Consider the following 18,941-nt stretch of genomic DNA (forward strand, 5'->3'; position numbering starts at 1 on the left):
ACTGTCTTTTGTTATTAGCCTGCCCCTAGTGCGGGAATGGCCAGATGATAAATTTCTCACGTATCAGCGTCCAAAGCCGCGCCAATCCGTGTGGTTCAATGATCAGGAAAAACACGATCAGCGCGCCAACCACCATGACATTCAGATGTTCAACCGTAGCCGAAGAAATCGGAATGCCAAATGTTTCCGGCAGCGTTTTCAACACCACCGGCAGGGCAACAATAAGGATCGCGCCCATGTAGTTACCCATGATTGACCCCAATCCGCCGATAATCGCGATAAACAAAATACGGAACGAGATCGGGATATCAAACAGGTTGGGCTCTGCAGCACCCCGCCAAAGGAAAACAAACAACGCCCCTGAAACCCCGACGATGTATGAAGATACGGCAAAGGCCGTAAGCTTTGACTTCAGAAGGTTGATACCAATCAGCTCTGCCGCGATGTCCATATCGCGTGTTGCCTTCCAAATCCGGCCCTGCGTTCCCCGCGTAAGATTGATTGCCAGAATCGTCATCAAAGTCACAACAACCAACACAAAATAATACTGCGTCATAGAGGCAGCCTGCGGCCCGGCAACTGGTGTGCCCAGCATTTCAACATGGGGCACCTGAATGGCGCCGGAGGCGTTGTAATTGTAAAGCCACGCCCATTTTTCAAACAGCCAGACAAGGAAAAACTGCGCAGCCAAAGTGGCGATCGCAAGATAAAAACCCTTGATCCGAAGGCTTGGCAAACCAAACAAAACACCGATGAAAGCGGAAAACAACCCGGACATAAGCACCGCGACAAGCAGGTTCATTTCGGGAAAGATCGTTATCATTTTATAGCATGCATAGGCGCCGACGCCCATGAAAGCGCCCGTTCCTAGGCTAAGCTGGCCGGCGTAACCCGTCAGAATATTAAGCCCCAACGCAGCCAGAGAATAGACCAGCACCGGAATAAGCAGCGTCTGAAAAGTAAACTCGCTTGCAGTCAGAGGAAAGATCACCCAGGCGAAGGCAAGGATTATGCCAAGCAGAATAGCATCCTGCCGCACCGGAAACAGTGTCTGATCTTTGAGGTAAGAGGTCTTGAATTGGCCTGCGGTTCTGAAAAGCATTGCCTATACCCTCTCGATAATCTTTTCGCCGAACAGCCCTTGCGGACGGAACAGCAGGACAATCAGCGCCAGAACGAAGGCAAACCACGTCTCGGTATTGCCTCCCATGATCGGCTGACCCCAGTAAATCTCAAACAGCTTCTCCAGGATGCCGATGGCTAAGCCGCCGATAATTGCGCCAGTGATACTTTCAAGGCCGCCAAGCATAAGAACTGGCAAGGCCTTGTAGGCAATCACTTCAAGCGCAAAGCTAACCCCCGCGCGTGCGCCCCAGACGACACCTGTTACCAATGCGATAACGCCTGCGATAAACCACACAAGCACCCAGATCGTACGGAGCGAGATACCAACAGACAGCGCTGCCTGATGGTCATCGCCCAGCGCCCGAACAGCGCGACCCATGCGTGTTTTGTTGAGAAACAACAACAACCCAATAACAAGGGACACCGCACCAATAACTGCGGTGATGTCTTTTTGCTCAAGCAACAGGAAGCCACCGAATGGATTAAGTTCAAACGCGCCTGTCGGAATGCCCAGCTCGCTGGTGATCATCTGTTTGTTTTCACCGCCGAATATCAACTCGCCAAAGCCAATCAGGAACAGTGTAATCCCGATCGTTGCCATGAAGAGAATGATATCAGGCTGACCAACAAGAGGTCGAAGAACCACCCGTTCGATTGTGACAGCAAGCATGAACATCACACCAAGCGTCAGCACAACCGATATCCATGCAGGAATACCCATTGCATAGAGGCCGACCAAGGTCAGCGCGGCGAAAACAACCATAATGCCTTGGGCAAAGTTGAAAATACGCGAAGATCGGAAAATAAGCACAAATCCCAGCGCAATCAGTGCGTAGAGTACGCCTGAAACAAGCCCTTCCCACAAAACCTGCAACAGAAAATCCGGTGCAGCGACCATGTCGACGAAAGGGTTCACGAAAAGCTGATTCAAAAGTTCCAAAGTCTCGTCCCCTTAATGTGCCACGCCAAGATAAGCGTCGATCACGTCTTGATTGTTCCTGACCTCGTCGGGTGTCCCGTCGCCGATCTTTTTGCCATAGTCCATCACAACAACCCTGTCAGACAGATCCATCACAACACCCATATCGTGCTCGATCAGCGCGATGGTGGTGCCAAATTCATCGTTTACATCAAGGATAAAGCGGCTCATGTCCTCTTTCTCCTCCACGTTCATCCCTGCCATGGGTTCATCCAACAGCAAAAGCTTTGGCTCTGCCGCAAGGGCCCGAGCCAGTTCAACCCGTTTTTTCAGGCCATACGGCAACCGTCCAACGGGCGTTTTGCGGATTGATTGAATTTCCAGAAAGTCGATAACCTTCTCAACAACTTCGCGGTTTTTGACTTCTTCCTGCAACGCTTTGCCCCACCAGATTGCCTGACTCAGCAGTCCGGATTTCATATGGGTCAAACGCCCTGTCATAACGTTATCAAGCACGGTCATTCCTTCGAACAACGCGATGTTCTGAAAGGTCCGCGCCACGCCTTGCCGCGCGACTTCATAGGGTTTCATTGCCGGGCGCTCTGTCCCATGAAACCAGACTTCACCTTCCTGTGGATGATAAAACCCGGAAATCACGTTTAGCATTGACGACTTTCCGGCACCGTTCGGCCCGATGATTGCGCGAATTTCACCTTCACGGATGTCAAAGCTGATGTCTTCGATTGCCACCACACCACCAAATTTCAGTGTGATGTTTTTCATTTCCATCATCACACCGCCAATTTGGCGACCGTCTTCTGTGACGTAGCCGTCCTGACTCATATCATTCATATCTCTGCTCCAAAGCAGTCCTATCACCGAAGCCCGCAAGAGCCGTTGCGTGTGTATTCCCGATCATTCCGCAGCCATTTTCTGCTGAGGCGTGACAACCGCTACATCGCGCAATTCTAGATTGGCTGAAATCGACCCCTTTCGGCCGTCTTCGTAAGTGACTTCCGTTGTGGTCTGAACGCGTTCCGACCCGTCATAGAGTGCCGTTATCAGGTCATGGAACTTTTCTTCCACGATCTTACGGCGCACTTTTCTGGTCCGCGTCATTTCACCATCGTCAGCATCAAGTTCTTTGTGCAAAATCAGGAACCTGTGGATCTGACACCCTGATAACATGGAGTCTTCTGCAATCGATTTGTTGACCTCTTCGATGTGCGTCTGAATGGTCTTGTACACATCGGGATGTTGGGCAAGTTCCTGATAGGATGCGTAGGCGATATTATTGCGTTCCGCCCAGTTGCCGACGGCTGTCAGGTCAATATTGATAAACGCAGCACAGCGGTCTCGCCCGCTTCCAAAAACAACAGCTTCCAGAATGTTGGGGTAAAACTTAAGCTTGTTCTCAACATATTTCGGCGCGAACAACTTTCCATCGGCCATTTTGCCAACATCTTTGGCGCGGTCAATGATCCGAAGATGGCCAGTACCTTCCTCAAAGAAGCCCGCGTCGCCCGTTGCAACCCATCCTTCTGCATCCTTCGTGTCTGCAGTGGACTCGGGGTTTTTGTAATACTCAACAAATGTGCCGGCAGACCGATAATAAATCTCTCCGTTGTCTTCCAGACGAATTTCCACTCCCGGTGACGGTACGCCCACCGTGTCTGACCGAACTTCGCCATCAGGTTGCTGAGCGATGAAAACAGAGGCTTCTGTCTGACCGTATAGCTGCTTGAGATTAATGCCCAGCGAGCGATAGAAATCAAAAATCTCCGGGCCAATCGCCTCGCCAGCAGTGTACCCAACGCGCACCTTGGAAAACCCGAGTGTGTTTTTTAGCGGTCCATAAATGCAGAACTCGCCCAGCTTGTATTTAAGCCGGTCCCAAAGGCTAACTGGTTTCCCGTCAAGCAAATCCGGGCCCACTTTGCGAGCGAGCGCCATGAAATAGTCAAACAGACCCTTTTTAAATTTGCCTGCATCCTCCATCCGGATCATCACGCTTGTCAGCTGTGTTTCGAAAATCCGCGGCGGTGCAAAATAATAGCTCGGCCCGATTTCGCATAGATCGGCCATCATGGTATCTGGACTTTCGGGGCAGTTTACGCAGAACCCTGTCCACATTGCCTGCCCAATGGAAAATATAAAATCTCCAACCCAGGCCATCGGCAAGTATGCGAGCACCTCGTCCCCAAGTTTGAGATGATCAAATTCTGACGAATGCTGCGAGGTGACAATGATGTTTCGGTTCGACAGAACCACGCCCTTAGGCTTACCTGTCGTGCCGGATGTGTAAAGCATCACACAGGTTGAATCCAAATCAAGTGCTGCGCGCCGCTTCTCCAACACGGGGCGAAACTCATCATCCGCTGCGCGCCCTTGCGCCTGAATATGCGAATATTCATGCAAACGGGAATGATCGTATTTGCGCAATCCGCGAGGATCCAGATAGATCATATGTTCGAACTGATGAAGCTGCTCCTGCACCTCGATCACTTTGTCGACCTGCTCCTGGTCCGCAACAACAACAAACCGCGCACCACAATGGCCCAAAACATAGGCCATCTCTTCTGCATTCGCGTCCTGATACAAAGGAACTGGGATCGCACCACACATTTGCGCCGCAACCATCGACCAATAAAGTTTAGGCCGATTGCGCCCAATAACGGCAATGTAGTCGCCTTCGTTAACACCCAGATTTAAAAAACCCAGTGCAAGGGATTCAATCTCTTCTGCTGCCTCGGCCCAGGTCCAACTTTGCCAGATACCGTATTCTTTTTCGCGATACGCTGGCGATGTGCTAAATTCCGTTGCATTGCGTGCAAGCAACGCAGGAATAGAGTTCAGTGCGCTTGGCGCCGCTGAGCGATCAATCAATTCTGTTCCTCCCTGACGTTTAACACGCCAATCTCGCCATGGGGCGATTCTTTGCGCCCCTAGCTTCGCCTGTTTTTATGCCGGGTCAAAGTTTTCCTGACTTTGTCACAAACCTTTCGAATTGTAACAACAGGGTGCTGGCTCTTTCCTCACGCCCCTTTTCGGTGTTAGCGAAGGAATGAAAGGATACCGGAATGGCGAAAAACAGGGCCCAAACATCTTCACTGACGCAGGCCGGGCTCAACCTGATTCAACAGGCTTTGTCTATTTATGACAGCGATCTGTGTCTTGCGGTATCCAACCAGCGCTTTCAGGAAATCTTTGACCTGCCAAACGCGCTTGTAACACCCGGTGCCACATTCGCCGATACCATTCGATTTCTGGTAGAGCGCGGCGAATACGGCGAAATCACTGACCCTGACGAATTTATTCAGGCCCGCGTTGATCAGGCGAAGGCGTTTGAGCCACATTATCTTGAGCGTACACGCGCAAACGGGCAAACTATTTCAGTTGAAGGAAATCCGCTGCCCCAGGGCGGCTGGGTTGCCGTTTACACAGACATCACCGCGATTCAACAACAGGAAGAATTGCTAAGGTCTCGTTCCGAAGAGCTTTCAGATCAGGTGTTTTTGCACGCCGAAAGATTGTCCCAATCTAACCGTCAACTGGCTGCTACAATCACAGCGTTGGAAGAAACGAAACGCCAGCTCACTGAAATGGAAGCCCGCACGCGGATGACCACTGAAATGATGCCCGCCCATATTGCGCATCTGGACCTTGAGGGACACTACACGTTTTCCAACCGCCAGCTAAGCGCGGTCATGCCGGGATGTCCGTCTAACATTATTGATCTGCATATCAGCGAGGCGCTTGGTAAAAACGCTTTTGAGTATTGCTCATCATATCTCGAACAGGCTTTCAAAGGTGAGCCGAGCGTTTTTGAATTCACCCACCAAGATTCAAGCAGACGTATCCGCGTGGCCTTTACACCTGATCGCCGGGAAGGACCGATTAATGGTGTTTACGTACTTTCCATGGATGTTACGGAAGAAACCCAAACACGCGCGGCATTGTCTCAGACCAGCAAAAGAGAGTTGGCAGCCCAACTTACGTCGGGTCTCGCACATGACTTTGCTAATTTGTTGACGATCATTCTTGGGATGCAATCGCGGCTTTCGCGAATGAACTTGCCGTCGGACGCAATGGACCTCATTAACGCCACGCAATCCGCAGCACGTCGTGGCGGCAACCTTCTTGACCGTATCGCACAAATGTCCGGGCATCGCGAAGCACGCCCGACTGCCACTCATATTCCAGAGTTTCTGGCTGATCTCACGATGCTTGCCCGTCCGACTTTGCCAGACAACATCATACTCGATATCCAGCATCTTGGCTTTACGGCTCCCCTGCTTCTCGATCCGGGGTTTCTGCAGGATTCCCTGCTTAACCTGCTGTTAAACGCCAAGGATGCGATAGGTGAGCAAACCGGAAAAATCACACTCTTCGCGCATCCTGTACGCGACACCTGGCTTGAAATCAGCGTCAGCGACACCGGCCCGGGGTTCAGTGAAAAAGCACTGTTGCACGCATTGGACCCGTTTTTCACCTCCAAAGGTATTGAAGGCTCAGGACTTGGCCTCTCAATGGTTTATGACATGACTAAATCGGCCGGTGGCCATGTCAAACTTATGAACACTGAAATTGGTGCGCGCGTAACGCTGCGCCTTCCGCTGCGCCCAACCCGCGGAAACATGCCAAGCCGGCTCGTCCTTCTGGTCGAAGATTCTCCGGACATCCGCACCTCGGTGCGCGAAATGCTCGTTGATATGGGCCATAGTGTTATCGAAGCAGAAACCGCAGAAGAGGGCGAAGAACTGGCAGAAGTTTCCGGTATCGACATTATCCTTTCAGATGTCCTGCTTGCAGGTGGCCGAAGTGGTGACGAGATGTTGCAGCGCCTGGCAGAAAAGGGGGTGAAGGCCCCTGCACATCTGATGACCTCTCTGCCGCCAACAGACCCGGTGCGCGTTGCTGCAGCGTCGCGATTCCCATTGATCGGCAAGCCATTTACGACCAGCGAACTTGCCGCATTCCTGACGACGGAGCCCGTACAATGACAAAAGCAAACGCACCGCTCATTGCAATTCTGGATGACGAGCCGGAAATCCGGCGGATGTTGTCAGACGCGCTTGAAGAAGCCGGATTTCGCACAACGAGCTTTGGCCGCGCGACAGAGTTTGAGGCCGCGCTGAAATCGACCGCGCCTGACGTCTGTCTTGTCGATCTCGGATTGCCTGACCGCGACGGGCTTGCGCTGGTCCACCGGCTGGCGTTGGAAAGTGGAGCCGCCATAATTATCATATCCGGACGTGCACAGGTACAAGACCGGGTGACAGGGCTCGAACTTGGGGCGGATGATTACATCATCAAACCGTTCGATCCGGCCGAAGTTGTCGCCCGTGTCCGTGCGCGGCTGCGCAGTGGGAAAGAAACAACAACAACCCGTTCAATTGCACATTTCGAGGGATGGGAAGCACATTTTGACCGCTATGTATTGTTGAATGCAGCGGGAGAAGAAACACCTTTCAGCCACGCGGAAGGTGAAGTTTTACGCCTGTTTCTGGACAGCCCCAAACGTCTGATTTCCCGTGCACAGATGCAGGAAACACTGGGCGGCGTTGCCAGTGAAAGCTTTGACCGGGCCATGGATGTTCGCATCTCGCGCTTGCGCACGAAGCTGGGTGAAGACCCCAAAAATCCGCGTCTGATAAAGACCATTTACGGTGCAGGATACATTTTTCTGGGTGATGTGAACTGGGCTTCAGTCTAGGCCATAAATTCCGCCGCGTGCGCCTTGAAGTAAGGTAAAAGACACTCTTTGAATGCCGTGACTTTAGCCGATGCCCAGATATCTCGATGTGCTACGGCCCAGATGTCAGTGTACGGCTGCGGGGGCAAAACAGGCACTTGCGTCAACCCGGCTGACCGCCCAAGAAACATCGGCATCCGCGCAACGCCCAATCCGGCCTGTGTCGCACCCAACACGGCGCTCATGTCATCAAACTGCATCTTGATCCGTGCGTTCGGATAGTTCTCCAAAGATGCCTTTGGCGGTTTGGTCCAATAGGTAAAACCAATCCAATCTATCGTCGCCTCTGGCGCGGTTTCTATTCGCGTCGCCACTTCGGCGGACGCAAAGGATGCGGTCTGCTGTCCCGTCAACCGCCGACCGACGAGCGTATCGCCCGGGCTCTCGCTAATTCGTATCGCGAGGTCAGCTTCCCGGCGGTTGAGGTTCAGCAACGCGTTGCTTGCACGAACTGTAAGCTCGACCTCCGGATGCTTTCCAAGAAACTCTTCGATGACGTGACACAGGTGTGCGGCAATCAACAGTTGAGGCGCCGTGATCGAAAAAGGGCCACTCAGTCTTGTATCAGCCTTTGCCAGCGCACGACGAAATCCTGTCTCTGCATCTTCCATCTTTTCAGCTTCGCAAGCAGCGAGCAATCCGGCGTCTGTTGCAACGTAGCCCTGGGGCAGTCTTTCAAACAGAAGAACACCATAGCTTTCTTCCGCCTGCGCGATACGGCGCGCGACGGTCGTGTAGTTCACATCCAAAGCTGTTGCCGCCGCGGCCAGCGAGCCGTGCCGCACCATAAAAAGAACGGCGCGAAGATCATCCCAATTCTCTCTCATGACATGCATTTTTGCATACTATGTCTGCAAAAGCATCTGGTTTTCGCATGCCTGCGACCCAACTAAATCAAAAACTCATCACAGGAGACTGACCATGATTTATGCAACCGTTCACATTTCTATTACTAACAAGGACAGCCTTTCCGCCTACCGTGAAAAAGCTGGCGATGCGCTGGCCAAACACGGCGGCGCAGTTTTAAGCGCAGCACCGTCCCCCGCCGTACTTGAGGGCGACATCCCGGCACCAGACATGGCCGCCGTGCTTAGCTTTCCAGATCGCGATTCCGCCCTCGCGTGGATCAACGACCCGGAACTAGCCGATACTCATGCTTTGCGTCGCGGTGCGGGAAGCAGCGCAATCGTTCTGGTCGGGTAAGCGGAAAATCGGCGAAGATTTCGGAAAGCGCTTGCGGCCTGAATCTTCGCCTTTTAGACTCCTCTCATGGCTGTCTGCTTCATGACAAAAGGCGCTTCTGCCAAAGGGTTGCCCACATATTATCGCATTGAAATATCTCTGAATCTTTTTGGGGAATGGTCTGTGGTGTTTGATTGGGGTGGTCGTGGTTGTTCAGGCCAGCAACGCATCGCGTTGTTTGGTGATTTACGCGCAGCTTCGCTTGCTGCCGACAGGGCACGAGAGCGAATGTTGCGACGCGGCTATCAGCGGGCGTGATCTAGAGTCACGGCTTAATCTAACTGAAAACGCCCGATGGCTGTTCTGAGCCCAAAGCTTAAACAGAAACAGGTTGGCTAACTCAATTCACGCGCCATCGATTTCAGGTGGCGCATATCGGTACCACAGCATCCCCCAAACACTATTATCGATGGATTGTCCCGCGCTATCTCGGCGATCTGCTTGCCGAGCTGGCGAGGATCGCCTTCGTCCAATTCGTCTGCCTCATCAAGTTCTGCATGTGAGCAAATCGAAGCGTTCGCCACAATTCCTTTCAATCGAGGATGGTTTTTTAGCGCTCTGGAGAAGTGGGTTGGATGAGCACAGTTGACCATGAAAAACGATGCAGCCGCATTGGTTGCGGCGTCGATCCAATCAATCGCTTCGACAAGTTTTGTGCCATCTGCCAAACACCCGTCAGTCTCGACCACCAGTGACATGATGATTGGCAGATCGACATTTCGGGCAGCCAGGATACAGCCTGCGGCCTCGCTCGGACGGTTGAATGTATAGGCGGTGACAAGGTCGACGCTTGTATCTTTCAGACTGCTCATTTGAGCGCTGTGGTATTGACGTGCGTCTTCGACAGACAAGGGTGGTATGTCAGCATAAGGGTCATAGCGCGGACCAATGCAGGCCGAGACCAATACATCATCGCGGCCAGCAGCTTGGCGCACTTCTTCCATTAGCGCGACACCGTCTCTGTTAACATCAACAAGCTGCCCGGCCCCGTAGCCCAACGGCGCAGCTCGATCGACATTCGCCATCCATGTCGGAGCATCAAGAATACACCCCACCTTCATCTCTCCGGCAAGGTCTACAATTGCTTTCATCTGGTTGGCTAAGATTGCCCGGGATTCAGGCTTTTCAAGCAGCGGAAATGACGCAAACCCCGGCAGCTCAATGCCGTGGTTGAAAATGAGGTCTGTTCCGGTACCGGCATAAACAAGGTACTTCTTTTGACTCTCGTGCGGGAGCTGCCGTGCCATACCAATACGCACCTTTGACTTTCGATGTTCACACGTAACTATAGCGGGGCTTTGGCCTTCCGTGAACCGTAGCTAGGCAGAGAGATTCAGCGTCCGCTTCGTCCCGCAAAGCAGGCCTTCGCAATGGTTGGAATTACAGCCCGATTGCAACTCTTCCAATCACGTGCGGTTTGCTTCGCTAGCCAAACGCTGCGCGGGCCAAAACATTGAGCCCTATCACAAGATCATCTTCTGCCGTGTCTTCCTCAAAACTATGGCTGATACCACCAATGGACGGAACAAACATCATTGCGGTGGGCATCAAGCGTGCAACGTAGGAGGCGTCATGCAACGCGCCTGATGGCATCTTTCGCCAGCTCCCCGGCACCGATTGCTCGGCGGCAATTTCTAACTTTTCGCGCAAACCTGTATCCATTTTGACCGGTAATATTTGTTGCGACTCTGAAAGACGGGCGCCGATACCGTGCGTGGCACAAACATCTGCCAGCGTTTCACGCACGATATCCTCCATGCACGCTAACCTGCCCGCGTCACCATCGCGCCATTGGGCCGAGAACCTGACCTGTCCCGGAACAATCGACGCGGCGTTTGGATGCACCTCGACATGCCCAATCGTCCAGACGGTTTGCGATGCAACAACATTCTGGAAGCGCCCGTTCAATTCATGCGAAAACTCAGCAAGGGCTTGAAACGCATCGCGGCGCATCGGCATGGGTGTTGTTCCCGCGTGATTTTGCTGACCTTTAAGTGTCACGAGCAATTCGCGTGTACCGACAATCTCGGTTACAACGCCAACCTTCTCACCAGAGGTGTCCAGAACAGGGCCCTGTTCGATATGGGGTTCAATGTAACCCGTGAACTGTGCTGGATTAACAAAATCACCGGCCAGTTCTTTCATCTTTGAACGTGCGTCCGCGAAACTGATGCCATCGAAATCACATAGATCATCTACCTCCGACAACGAAATGTCGCCAGCCCAAACACGGCTTCCGGTGAGCCCGCCAAACCGCCCCTCTTCATCCTGAAAGGATACAACTGAAACTGGCGGGCCACCTGCCTGAACAGACGCGCGCGCAATCGCGAGCCCCATCAAAACGCCCAACGCGCCGTCAAGCCACCCACCTTCGGGTTGCGTGTCGGAATGAGAGCCAATGAGCAGGCTTTTTTCGGCAGGATGCAGACCAAACAAATTGCCGACCGGGTCAAACTGCGGTGTTAATCCGGCCTCCTGCATTTCAGCCGCCAGCCACAGCCGCGCCGCGATATCCATATCCGAAAATGCACGTCGTACAATACCAGTTCCCGTCGCACCAAACGTGCGCAGTTGATGAAGATCTTTCAGAAAACGATCCGCACCAACTGACATGATTTATTCGGCCGCTATCGCGCTATCCTGCTTTTCTACCCTAACGGCCGAGAATTTAAATTCTGGGATCTTGCCGTAGGGATCGACCGCGGGGTTGGTCAGAATGTTCGCCGCTGCCTCTACAAAAGCAAATGGCAGGAAGACCATATCTTCGGCAATTGCGCGGTCAGCACGCGCCATGATCTCGATTGACCCACGTCGGGTTGTCAGTCGGATCATGTCACCCGGTTCAACGCCCATTGTACGCAAGGTTTTGGGATGAAGGGAACAGTTCGCCTCAGGCTCAACCGCGTCCAGAACCTTTGATCGACGTGTCATAGAGCCAGTGTGCCAATGTTCAAGCTGGCGTCCGGTGGTCAGGATCATCGGATAGTCTGCATCCGGCGCTTCATCAGGCGCGATAACACTTGCAGGCGTGAATTTGGCACGACCGTCAGGCCGTGGGAATCCGTCTCCGAACACAATCGCCTGACCGGGGTCAGTTGGGCTGAGCGACGGATAAGTCACCGCGCCTTCGTTCACCAGACGATCCCAGGTTATGTTATCAAGGCTTTTCATATTCAGCTTCATTTCAGCAAAGACTTCGGATGGGTCGGTATAGCCCCAATCCAGCCCAAGCCGTTTTGCAAGCTCTACCTCGATCCACCAATCCTGCTTTGCTTCACCCGGGGGTGTCACTGCAGGGCGGCCCATCTGCACCTGACGGTTGGTGTTCGTCACAGTGCCTGATTTTTCATAAAATGCCGAAGCTGGCAGGATGACATCTGCAAAGCACGCCGTTTCGGTGACAAAAATATCCTGCACAACAAGATGCTCTAACTTTGCAAATGCATCGCGTGCGTGTTCGACATCCGGGTCGGACATCGCCGGGTTTTCCCCCAGAATGTACATGCCGCGCGTGTTTCCGGCGTGAATATCATCCACAATCTCGGTTACGGTCAGGCCTTTTTCAGCGCTGAAATCACCTGATTTCCAGACCTCGGTAAAGGCAGAACGAACACCATCGTCCGTGACCGTCTGATAGTCCGGCAGGAACATCGGAATGAGCCCGGCGTCAGACGCGCCCTGCACGTTATTTTGTCCGCGCAACGGGTGCAAACCTGCACCCGGTCGGCCAATCTGGCCAGACATCAGAGCAAGACTGATCAGACAGCGCGAATTGTCAGTTCCGTGGATATGTTGCGATATGCCCATGCCCCAGAAAATCATGGCTGCGTTAGCGCCTGCAAAGAGGCGAGCCACGTCACGCAAAACTTCAGGTTCGATACCGCAAATCTCACTCATCGCTTCGGGCGAGAAGCCTTTGAGATGCTCTTTTTCAGCTTCCCAGTTCTCTGTGTAGGCATCGATATATTGTTTGTCGTACAGCTCTTCTTCGACAATCACATTCATGATCGCGTTCAGCATTGAAACGTCAGCACCGGGCCGGAATTGCAGCATATGTGTTGCAAAACGGCGCAAGCCAACGCCGCGCGGGTCCATCACGATTAGCTTGCCGCCACGTTTCGTAAATTGCTTAAAAAAGGTCGCCGCAACCGGGTGATTCTCTATCGGATTACAGCCTATAACAATCGCGACATCCGAATTTTCGATTTCATTAAAGGTTGCGGTAACCGCGCCTGAACCAACATTTTCTATCAATGCCGCAACCGAAGATGCATGGCAAAGTCGTGTACAGTGATCAACGTTGTTATGGCCAAATCCCTGACGGATCAGTTTCTGAAAAAGGTAGGCTTCTTCATTAGTGCATTTCGCGCTGCCAAACCCGGCAATCGATTTTCCGCCCTGCGTGTCGCGCAGTTTGGCAAGACCTCCTGCAGCAACATCAAGTGCCTCTTCCCAGGTTGCTTCTCGAAAATGGGTCAGCGGATTGGCCGGATCAACATTCAGACCTTTTGCCTGTGCATCTTCGCGGCGGATCAGAGGCTTCGTTATCCGGTGCGGGTGGTGGATGTAGTCAAAACCAAACCGCCCCTTAACGCAGAGCCGCCCTTCGTTTGCCGGGCCGTTGATACCGTCTACATATTTCACTTTGCCGTCTTTAATCTTTAGCGAAACCTGACAGCCGACGCCGCAAAACGGGCAGATGCTTTCGACTTCATTGTCAAAATCACGACTGTCCCCAACCTGGTTCTCATCCGTCACAGTCGCAGGCATCAACGCGCCAGTCGGACAGGCCTGAACACATTCACCGCAAGCCACGCAGGTTGACGCGCCCATCGGGTCTGCCATATCAAATGTCGGGTAGGCATCATGCCCGCGCCCGGCCATGCCGATCACGTCGTTGACCTGCACTTCGCGACAGGCCCGCACGCACAAACCGCATTGAATGCAGGCGTCTAGATTTACGCTCATCGCGACATGGCTGTCATCCAAAAGCGGAATGCGCCCGTCTTCCAGTTTGGGAAACCGGCTTTCGCCAACACCCTGCATCGCGGCCATATCCCAAAGGTGGGATGACTTATCGTGGGCCACTTCCTGCGCTGGCTGATCGGAAACAAGCATCTCCATAACCAACTTGCGGGCGGTATCTGCACGTGCCGAATCTGTTGTGACCTTCATCCCTTCGCTTGGTGTGCGAATGCAGGACGCGGCCAAAACCCGCTCTCCGTCAATTTCAACCATGCAGGCACGACAGTTGCCGTCAGACCGATATCCAGGAGCGTCCTTGTGACAAAGATGTGGAATAAGCGTGCCTTCACGCTTGGCAACTTCCCAGATTGTTTCGCCGTTTTCGGCTTCAACGTCTTTGCCGTCCAGGGTGAATCGGATGTTATCGGTCATAGGCGGGCTCCCTTAATCGCCCCAATTTAAAGCATAGCAAAGGAAAGGCGAAGCCCTCATCCGCGACAGGCAGGTAACCAAATGCGCCAAGGCAGGTTCCTAACGGAAAATAATGACATTTCAACGCACGTCCTTTCCCCTGCCGCAACATTGACATAAGTCTCTGGGCAAAGGAGCAAACAACCATGTCGCAGATCACCTTTGTTCGTCATGGACAAGCCCAGACCAACGCCCGTGACGAAGAGAGTTATGACCAGCTTAGCCCGCTCGGCCATCAACAGGCAAAGTGGCTGGGTGAACATCTGACGCTTTCAGGCGCGCGATTCGAACGCGTCTATTGCGGAACATTGATACGCCAAAACGAAACTGCACTTTCCATGGGGGCCGACCTTCATGCAGAAATCATTCAGGACTCACGGCTTAACGAGATCGAGTATTTCACACTTGCAGAGTTGATCAAGACACAACATGGCTTACCAATTCCAGACTCCCGTGAAGGATTTGTCGCGCATCTGCCGGCGCTTTTCACGTTATGGCAGGCGGGTGACATCGACAATCCACCCGAAAGCTTCCAGGCTTTTGAAGACCGTGTCTCTGGTGTGATTGACGAAATTGCACAAGGAAAAGGGCCAGCCCTTGCAGTAACGTCAGCCGGGCTGATCAGCATGGTTTTGCGGCTTACAATGGGGCTTGGTACACCGGCAATGTCACGCGCCTGCCTTGCAATCATGAATACGTCTGTCCATCATCTTCACCGGTTGGGGGACACCATGGCCCTGACCCATTTCAACGGCGTACCGCATCTCGAAAATACAGAACGCAGGTTTGCACAAACGCATCTTTAAGGCATCGCTGGACAGGGTTATTGTTCGTCCGAAATTTAACGAAAGCAACATGATGACACATCTTTGGGTACGGGCCGAACAGCGGCAAAACGAGGAACGCGTTGGAATTACACCCGAGGGTGCAAAGGCATTGCTGGACGCAGGTTTGAAAGTAACTGTCGAAGAAAGTTCAGCCCGTGCCATTCCGCTTGCTGGCTACCGCGAAGCCGGGTGTGAAATTGCGCCTGAGAACAGCTGGCCAGACGCACCTGCAGATGCAATTATTTTTGGTCTTAAAGAACTGCCAGAAGACGGCACACCGCTTCCGCATCGCCACATCATGTTTGGTCATGCATATAAGGGTCAGCATTCTGGCAAGGCTCTGTTACAACGCTTCAAAACCGGTGGCGGAACGCTTTACGACCTTGAATATCTGGTCGATGAAACGGGTCGCCGGGTTGCCGCATTCGGGTACTGGGCTGGTTTCGCAGGTGCTGCTGTAAGCCTGAAATGCTGGGTTGCACAACAGCACGGTAGCATTTGTGGGCCGGTCGGTGTCTATGCCAGCAAGGATGACTTGCTTGATGATCTGGGAACAGAGCTCGACGCGCTTTCGGATGAGCGCCCAACAGCTTTGGTCATTGGCGCACTGGGCCGCGTTGGTGCCGGCGCTTCTGACCTTTGCGAAAGCCTCGGGGTTCCTGTCACGAAATGGGATATGGCCGAAACCGCCTCTGGCGGACCGTTTCCCGAGGTGCTGCAGCACGATCTTTTCATCAACTGTATCTTTGCACGGCCCGGAACACCTGTCTTTGTGCCAAAATCTGCCCTGACAGCGCAGCGCACTCTTACGGTTGTCGGAGATGTGGCATGTGATCCGGACAGCGATTACAACCCAGTTCCGGTTTACGAAAGTGCAACGACTTGGGAATCCCCTGCCGTTCGCGTGTATGACACTCCCCCGTTAGATGTCATGGCGATCGACAACCTTCCGTCAATGTTGCCGCGCGAGTCATCCGAGGATTTTGCGGGTCAGCTTTTGGCGTCGCTGATGACTCTTCCCGATCTTACGTCTGGCGTCTGGGGAAGAGCCAAAGCTGAATTTGATAAACACACAAAAACCCTGTGAGGAAGATATGACAATCCATTGGTGTGGCACCGGCCTTTCGGCCATCCCCGGCCTCCGCCGCCTGATTGAAGCCGGTCACAAAGTGACTGTCTGGAACAGGACTATCGGGAAGGCACAAGAGGCCGTTGGCGATCTGACCGATGACATTCATGTATTCTCGCTTGATGATCTTGCAGCAGTTCTGCAATCCGGCGATGTCGCGGTTTCAATGCTTCCGGGCGATTGGCATGTACCCTTGGCAGAGCTGTGCATTTCCAAAGGCGCGCATTTTGTCAGTTCCAGCTATATCGCCCCCGAAATGAGAGCTTTGGATGCGACTGCCCGAGATGCTGGTGTTTGCCTTGTGAACGAAGTTGGCCTTGACCCCGGCATTGACCATTTGATGGCGCATTGGCTGGTTGCTGATTATCGTGCCTCAGGTGCCTATAACGCCACAAACGGCATCACCTTCAAATCTTACTGTGGCGGGGTGCCAAAAATACCAAACCCCTTTCGCTATAAGTTTAGCTGGTCACCGGTTGGCGTGCTCAAGGCACTGCGGTCTCCGTCAAAATCGATCCGTGACTATGTTTCGCTTGATGTTGCGCGCCCCTGGGATGCGATCAGCAGCTATACCGCTCCGCTTGATCAGCCCGAAACCTTTGAAGTCTATCCGAACCGGGATTCGCTCCCGTTCATGGCTGACTACCAGTTCGATAAAAACTGGCGTGTTAAAGAGTTCGTTCGTGGCACCCTGCGGCTGAACGGCTGGGCAGAGGCGTGGAAAGACGTTTTTTCCGAAATTGAAACGCTTTCCGGCCCTGCGGGTGACGCACGTCTTCAGGAAATGTCGGATCAGTTCTGGGACGAGAACAGCTATGACGAGGGCGAACCCGACCGCGTGATCATGTGCGTCGAACTTAAAGCCGAAAAAGAGGGTGTTCCTGTGTACCACAAAACATATGTGATGGACGCCTGGGGCGACGAACGCGGCACAGCAATGGCGCGGCTTGTGTCCGTTCCTGTCTCGTTGGCTGTCGAGGCTGTCCTGAACCGTGAAATCGCCGCAGGTGTGCATGCAGCACCCTCAGACCCCAAACTGATTGCACGCTGGATGGGTGAAGTTGACCGTCTTGCACAACATCTGCAGGTGGTTGATGACTGCAAATCGTTTTGAATTATTCGCATTTCCAGCGGTTTGTTTTGTGAAACGTCGATTAAGATTCTGAATGTCTTTCATGCAAACAAAAAGGTGCCACCAAGTTCATCGGGGCACCTTTTTTTGTTGTTTGTATTCTAGCTAAGCTTTCGCTGCTTCGTTTACTTCAAAGTCGATTTTATTTGCCAAAGTGTGTAGCAGGTTTGCCGCTTTCCCACATAACCTGATCACAAAATTCTGAAGGTTCTGAACGGTTTTAGGCTGTCTGTAACTCCAATAGGGGTGGTCTTTTGTGTTCCGTACTCCTGCACGCAGAAGCATTAGATCGAGTTCAGTGTAGTGCGGCTTTGTATGTGTGTTCCGTGGCATGGTAAGCTCCTTTATTGTTTGTCAGTTCGCGATTATCGGCACCTTGTAAGAACCATAATGAAACCCGCGCCTTGACAACAAACGATCAATTTTTGCACTATGGTTTAGTTTTTCTAAAGTATGTGAAACATGGCCAGACGCTTACCCAACCTGAACCAACTGCGCGCATTCGAGGCCGCAGCCCGTCATGTAAGCTTCAAAGAAGCGGCAAACGAGTTGTGCGTTTCGCAGGCGGCCGTTAGCCATCAGATTAAAGCACTGGAAGATTATCTTGAAGTTCAGCTTTTTAACCGGCTAACACGCGAAGTTCAGCTCACTGAAACAGGAGAGGCATACGCGCCCGTACTTACGCGTGCGCTCGACGAAATAGAAGGCGCTACAGCAGAAGTTCTGAACCAGCGAATGGAAGGGACAATCGTAATCTCTGCTGCGCCGTTTTATTCCAATCGTCTTGTTCTTCCACGTTTGAAACGGTTTCACGACAAGAATCCTGGCTTAAGAATCCAGTTACGTTTCGAAGACGACGTTATTGATTTTCAAAAAACGGATGTTGACGCCGGATTACGATACGGCGACGGAAAATGGCCTGGTCTGGCTGCAATTTTATTGCATGGCGACCAAATTGGGCCCGTCTGTTCACCCTCATTTATAGGCAACAAGAGCCTTCCACTGCGACCCACTGAGATTGCAGATATGACCCTTGGCCATATCGAGGGTAGAATGCATGACTGGTTTGACTGGTTTAAATCAGCAGGGATTAAAAACCTCCCCGATTTAACGACAGTGGAATACAAAAACCGTGCGCGGATGCTTGATCTGGCGCTTTCAGGAAATGGAATCGCGATTGCCGACTCAAAGCTCACGCAAACGGACGAAGCAACTGGTCAACTCGTGCGTCTGCACCCTCTGACCGTTGCGACGTCGCGTGGGATGTACCTTGTCTTCCCAAAATCTTTGCGGCCTGATCAGAGGATCGTAGAATTCGCAGACTGGATGCAGAACGAAATCGCGAACCTGGCTGCGTAAACCAATTTCTTTTTTAG

The 18,941-nt window shown here is 52.7% G+C and carries 17 protein-coding genes; 8 read left to right on the plus strand and 9 right to left on the minus strand.

What is annotated here, in order from left to right; translation table 11 throughout:
- Positions 1 to 25: 25 nt before the first annotated feature.
- The 4 genes from MWU63_RS12440 to MWU63_RS12455 all read right to left on the minus strand — a co-directional run bounded on the left by MWU63_RS12440 (position 26) and on the right by MWU63_RS12455 (position 4,930).
- Positions 26 to 1,102 (minus strand): branched-chain amino acid ABC transporter permease, encoded by a 1,077-nt coding sequence (locus MWU63_RS12440; protein ID WP_213890150.1) that lies wholly within the window; start codon positions 1,100 to 1,102, stop codon positions 26 to 28.
- Positions 1,103 to 1,105: 3 nt separating this feature from the next.
- The gene (locus tag MWU63_RS12445) at positions 1,106 to 2,023 is read right to left on the minus strand and encodes a branched-chain amino acid ABC transporter permease (RefSeq protein WP_247078280.1); all 918 of its coding nucleotides are present in this window, start codon (positions 2,021 to 2,023) and stop codon (positions 1,106 to 1,108) included.
- 54 nt (positions 2,024 to 2,077) lie between these two features.
- Positions 2,078 to 2,896: an ABC transporter ATP-binding protein gene (locus MWU63_RS12450; protein WP_213890151.1), complete on the minus strand. Its 819-nt coding sequence runs from the start codon at positions 2,894 to 2,896 to the stop codon at positions 2,078 to 2,080.
- A 63-nt stretch (positions 2,897 to 2,959) separates the two neighbouring features.
- The gene (locus tag MWU63_RS12455; protein ID WP_247078086.1) at positions 2,960 to 4,930 is read right to left on the minus strand and encodes an AMP-binding protein; all 1,971 of its coding nucleotides are present in this window, start codon (positions 4,928 to 4,930) and stop codon (positions 2,960 to 2,962) included.
- A gap of 194 nt (positions 4,931 to 5,124) precedes the next feature.
- Between MWU63_RS12455 and MWU63_RS12460 the strand changes: the two genes are divergently transcribed.
- Both MWU63_RS12460 and MWU63_RS12465 read left to right on the plus strand, forming a co-directional pair.
- A complete protein-coding gene (locus tag MWU63_RS12460; protein WP_213890152.1) occupies positions 5,125 to 7,047 on the plus strand; it encodes a PAS-domain containing protein in 1,923 nt (640 codons plus the stop codon).
- Entirely contained in the window at positions 7,044 to 7,760 is a 717-nt protein-coding gene (locus MWU63_RS12465) for a response regulator transcription factor (RefSeq protein ID WP_213890153.1), read from the plus strand. Before MWU63_RS12460 ends, MWU63_RS12465 begins: the two co-directional genes overlap by 4 nt.
- Here the strand turns inward: MWU63_RS12465 and MWU63_RS12470 are convergent.
- Positions 7,757 to 8,626 (minus strand): LysR family transcriptional regulator, encoded by an 870-nt coding sequence (locus MWU63_RS12470; protein ID WP_213890154.1) that lies wholly within the window; start codon positions 8,624 to 8,626, stop codon positions 7,757 to 7,759. The two genes, MWU63_RS12465 and MWU63_RS12470, sit on opposite strands and share 4 nt — an antisense overlap.
- Before the next feature lie 94 nt (positions 8,627 to 8,720).
- Here MWU63_RS12470 and MWU63_RS12475 point away from each other — a divergent pair, with 94 nt between their 5' ends.
- On the plus strand, positions 8,721 to 9,002 hold the full coding sequence (locus MWU63_RS12475; RefSeq protein ID WP_213890155.1) for a DUF1330 domain-containing protein: 282 nt from the start codon (positions 8,721 to 8,723) through the stop codon (positions 9,000 to 9,002).
- Between the two features lie 81 nt (positions 9,003 to 9,083).
- Positions 9,084 to 9,299: a WGR domain-containing protein gene (locus MWU63_RS12480; protein ID WP_246531758.1), complete on the plus strand. Its 216-nt coding sequence runs from the start codon at positions 9,084 to 9,086 to the stop codon at positions 9,297 to 9,299.
- 77 nt (positions 9,300 to 9,376) lie between these two features.
- Here the strand turns inward: MWU63_RS12480 and MWU63_RS12485 are convergent, their stop codons facing one another.
- The 3 genes from MWU63_RS12485 to fdhF all read right to left on the minus strand — a co-directional run bounded on the left by MWU63_RS12485 (position 9,377) and on the right by fdhF (position 14,438).
- A complete protein-coding gene (locus MWU63_RS12485; RefSeq protein WP_247078094.1) occupies positions 9,377 to 10,288 on the minus strand; it encodes a homocysteine S-methyltransferase family protein in 912 nt (303 codons plus the stop codon).
- Positions 10,289 to 10,466: 178 nt separating this feature from the next.
- On the minus strand, positions 10,467 to 11,654 hold the full coding sequence (locus MWU63_RS12490; protein WP_213890157.1) for a hydantoinase/carbamoylase family amidase: 1,188 nt from the start codon (positions 11,652 to 11,654) through the stop codon (positions 10,467 to 10,469).
- 3 nt (positions 11,655 to 11,657) lie between these two features.
- Entirely contained in the window at positions 11,658 to 14,438 is a 2,781-nt protein-coding gene (fdhF, locus tag MWU63_RS12495) for a formate dehydrogenase subunit alpha (RefSeq protein ID WP_213890158.1), read from the minus strand.
- A 185-nt stretch (positions 14,439 to 14,623) separates the two neighbouring features.
- On the opposite strand from fdhF, the gene MWU63_RS12500 reads away from it, so the two are divergent.
- The 3 genes from MWU63_RS12500 to MWU63_RS12510 are packed head-to-tail and all read left to right on the plus strand — an operon-like array spanning position 14,624 to position 17,547.
- Complete coding sequence (locus MWU63_RS12500) at positions 14,624 to 15,283, plus strand: histidine phosphatase family protein (protein WP_213890159.1); 660 nt, start codon at positions 14,624 to 14,626, stop codon at positions 15,281 to 15,283.
- A gap of 52 nt (positions 15,284 to 15,335) precedes the next feature.
- A complete protein-coding gene (locus tag MWU63_RS12505) occupies positions 15,336 to 16,391 on the plus strand; it encodes a saccharopine dehydrogenase (protein ID WP_247078282.1) in 1,056 nt (351 codons plus the stop codon).
- Between the two features lie 7 nt (positions 16,392 to 16,398).
- A complete protein-coding gene (locus MWU63_RS12510; protein WP_213890160.1) occupies positions 16,399 to 17,547 on the plus strand; it encodes a saccharopine dehydrogenase family protein in 1,149 nt (382 codons plus the stop codon).
- Positions 17,548 to 17,670: 123 nt separating this feature from the next.
- Here the strand turns inward: MWU63_RS12510 and MWU63_RS12515 are convergent, their stop codons facing one another.
- Positions 17,671 to 17,898: a hypothetical protein gene (locus MWU63_RS12515; RefSeq protein WP_213890161.1), complete on the minus strand. Its 228-nt coding sequence runs from the start codon at positions 17,896 to 17,898 to the stop codon at positions 17,671 to 17,673.
- A gap of 129 nt (positions 17,899 to 18,027) precedes the next feature.
- Between MWU63_RS12515 and MWU63_RS12520 the strand changes: the two genes are divergently transcribed.
- Positions 18,028 to 18,924 carry a LysR substrate-binding domain-containing protein gene (locus tag MWU63_RS12520; RefSeq protein WP_213890162.1) on the plus strand — a complete coding sequence of 299 codons (897 nt, stop codon included), beginning with the start codon at positions 18,028 to 18,030 and terminating at the stop codon, positions 18,922 to 18,924.
- Positions 18,925 to 18,941: the final 17 nt, after the last annotated feature.

This window comes from Pseudohalocynthiibacter sp. F2068, assembly GCF_023015645.1.
GTDB classification, from domain to species: Bacteria; Pseudomonadota; Alphaproteobacteria; order Rhodobacterales; family Rhodobacteraceae; genus Pseudohalocynthiibacter; species Pseudohalocynthiibacter aestuariivivens.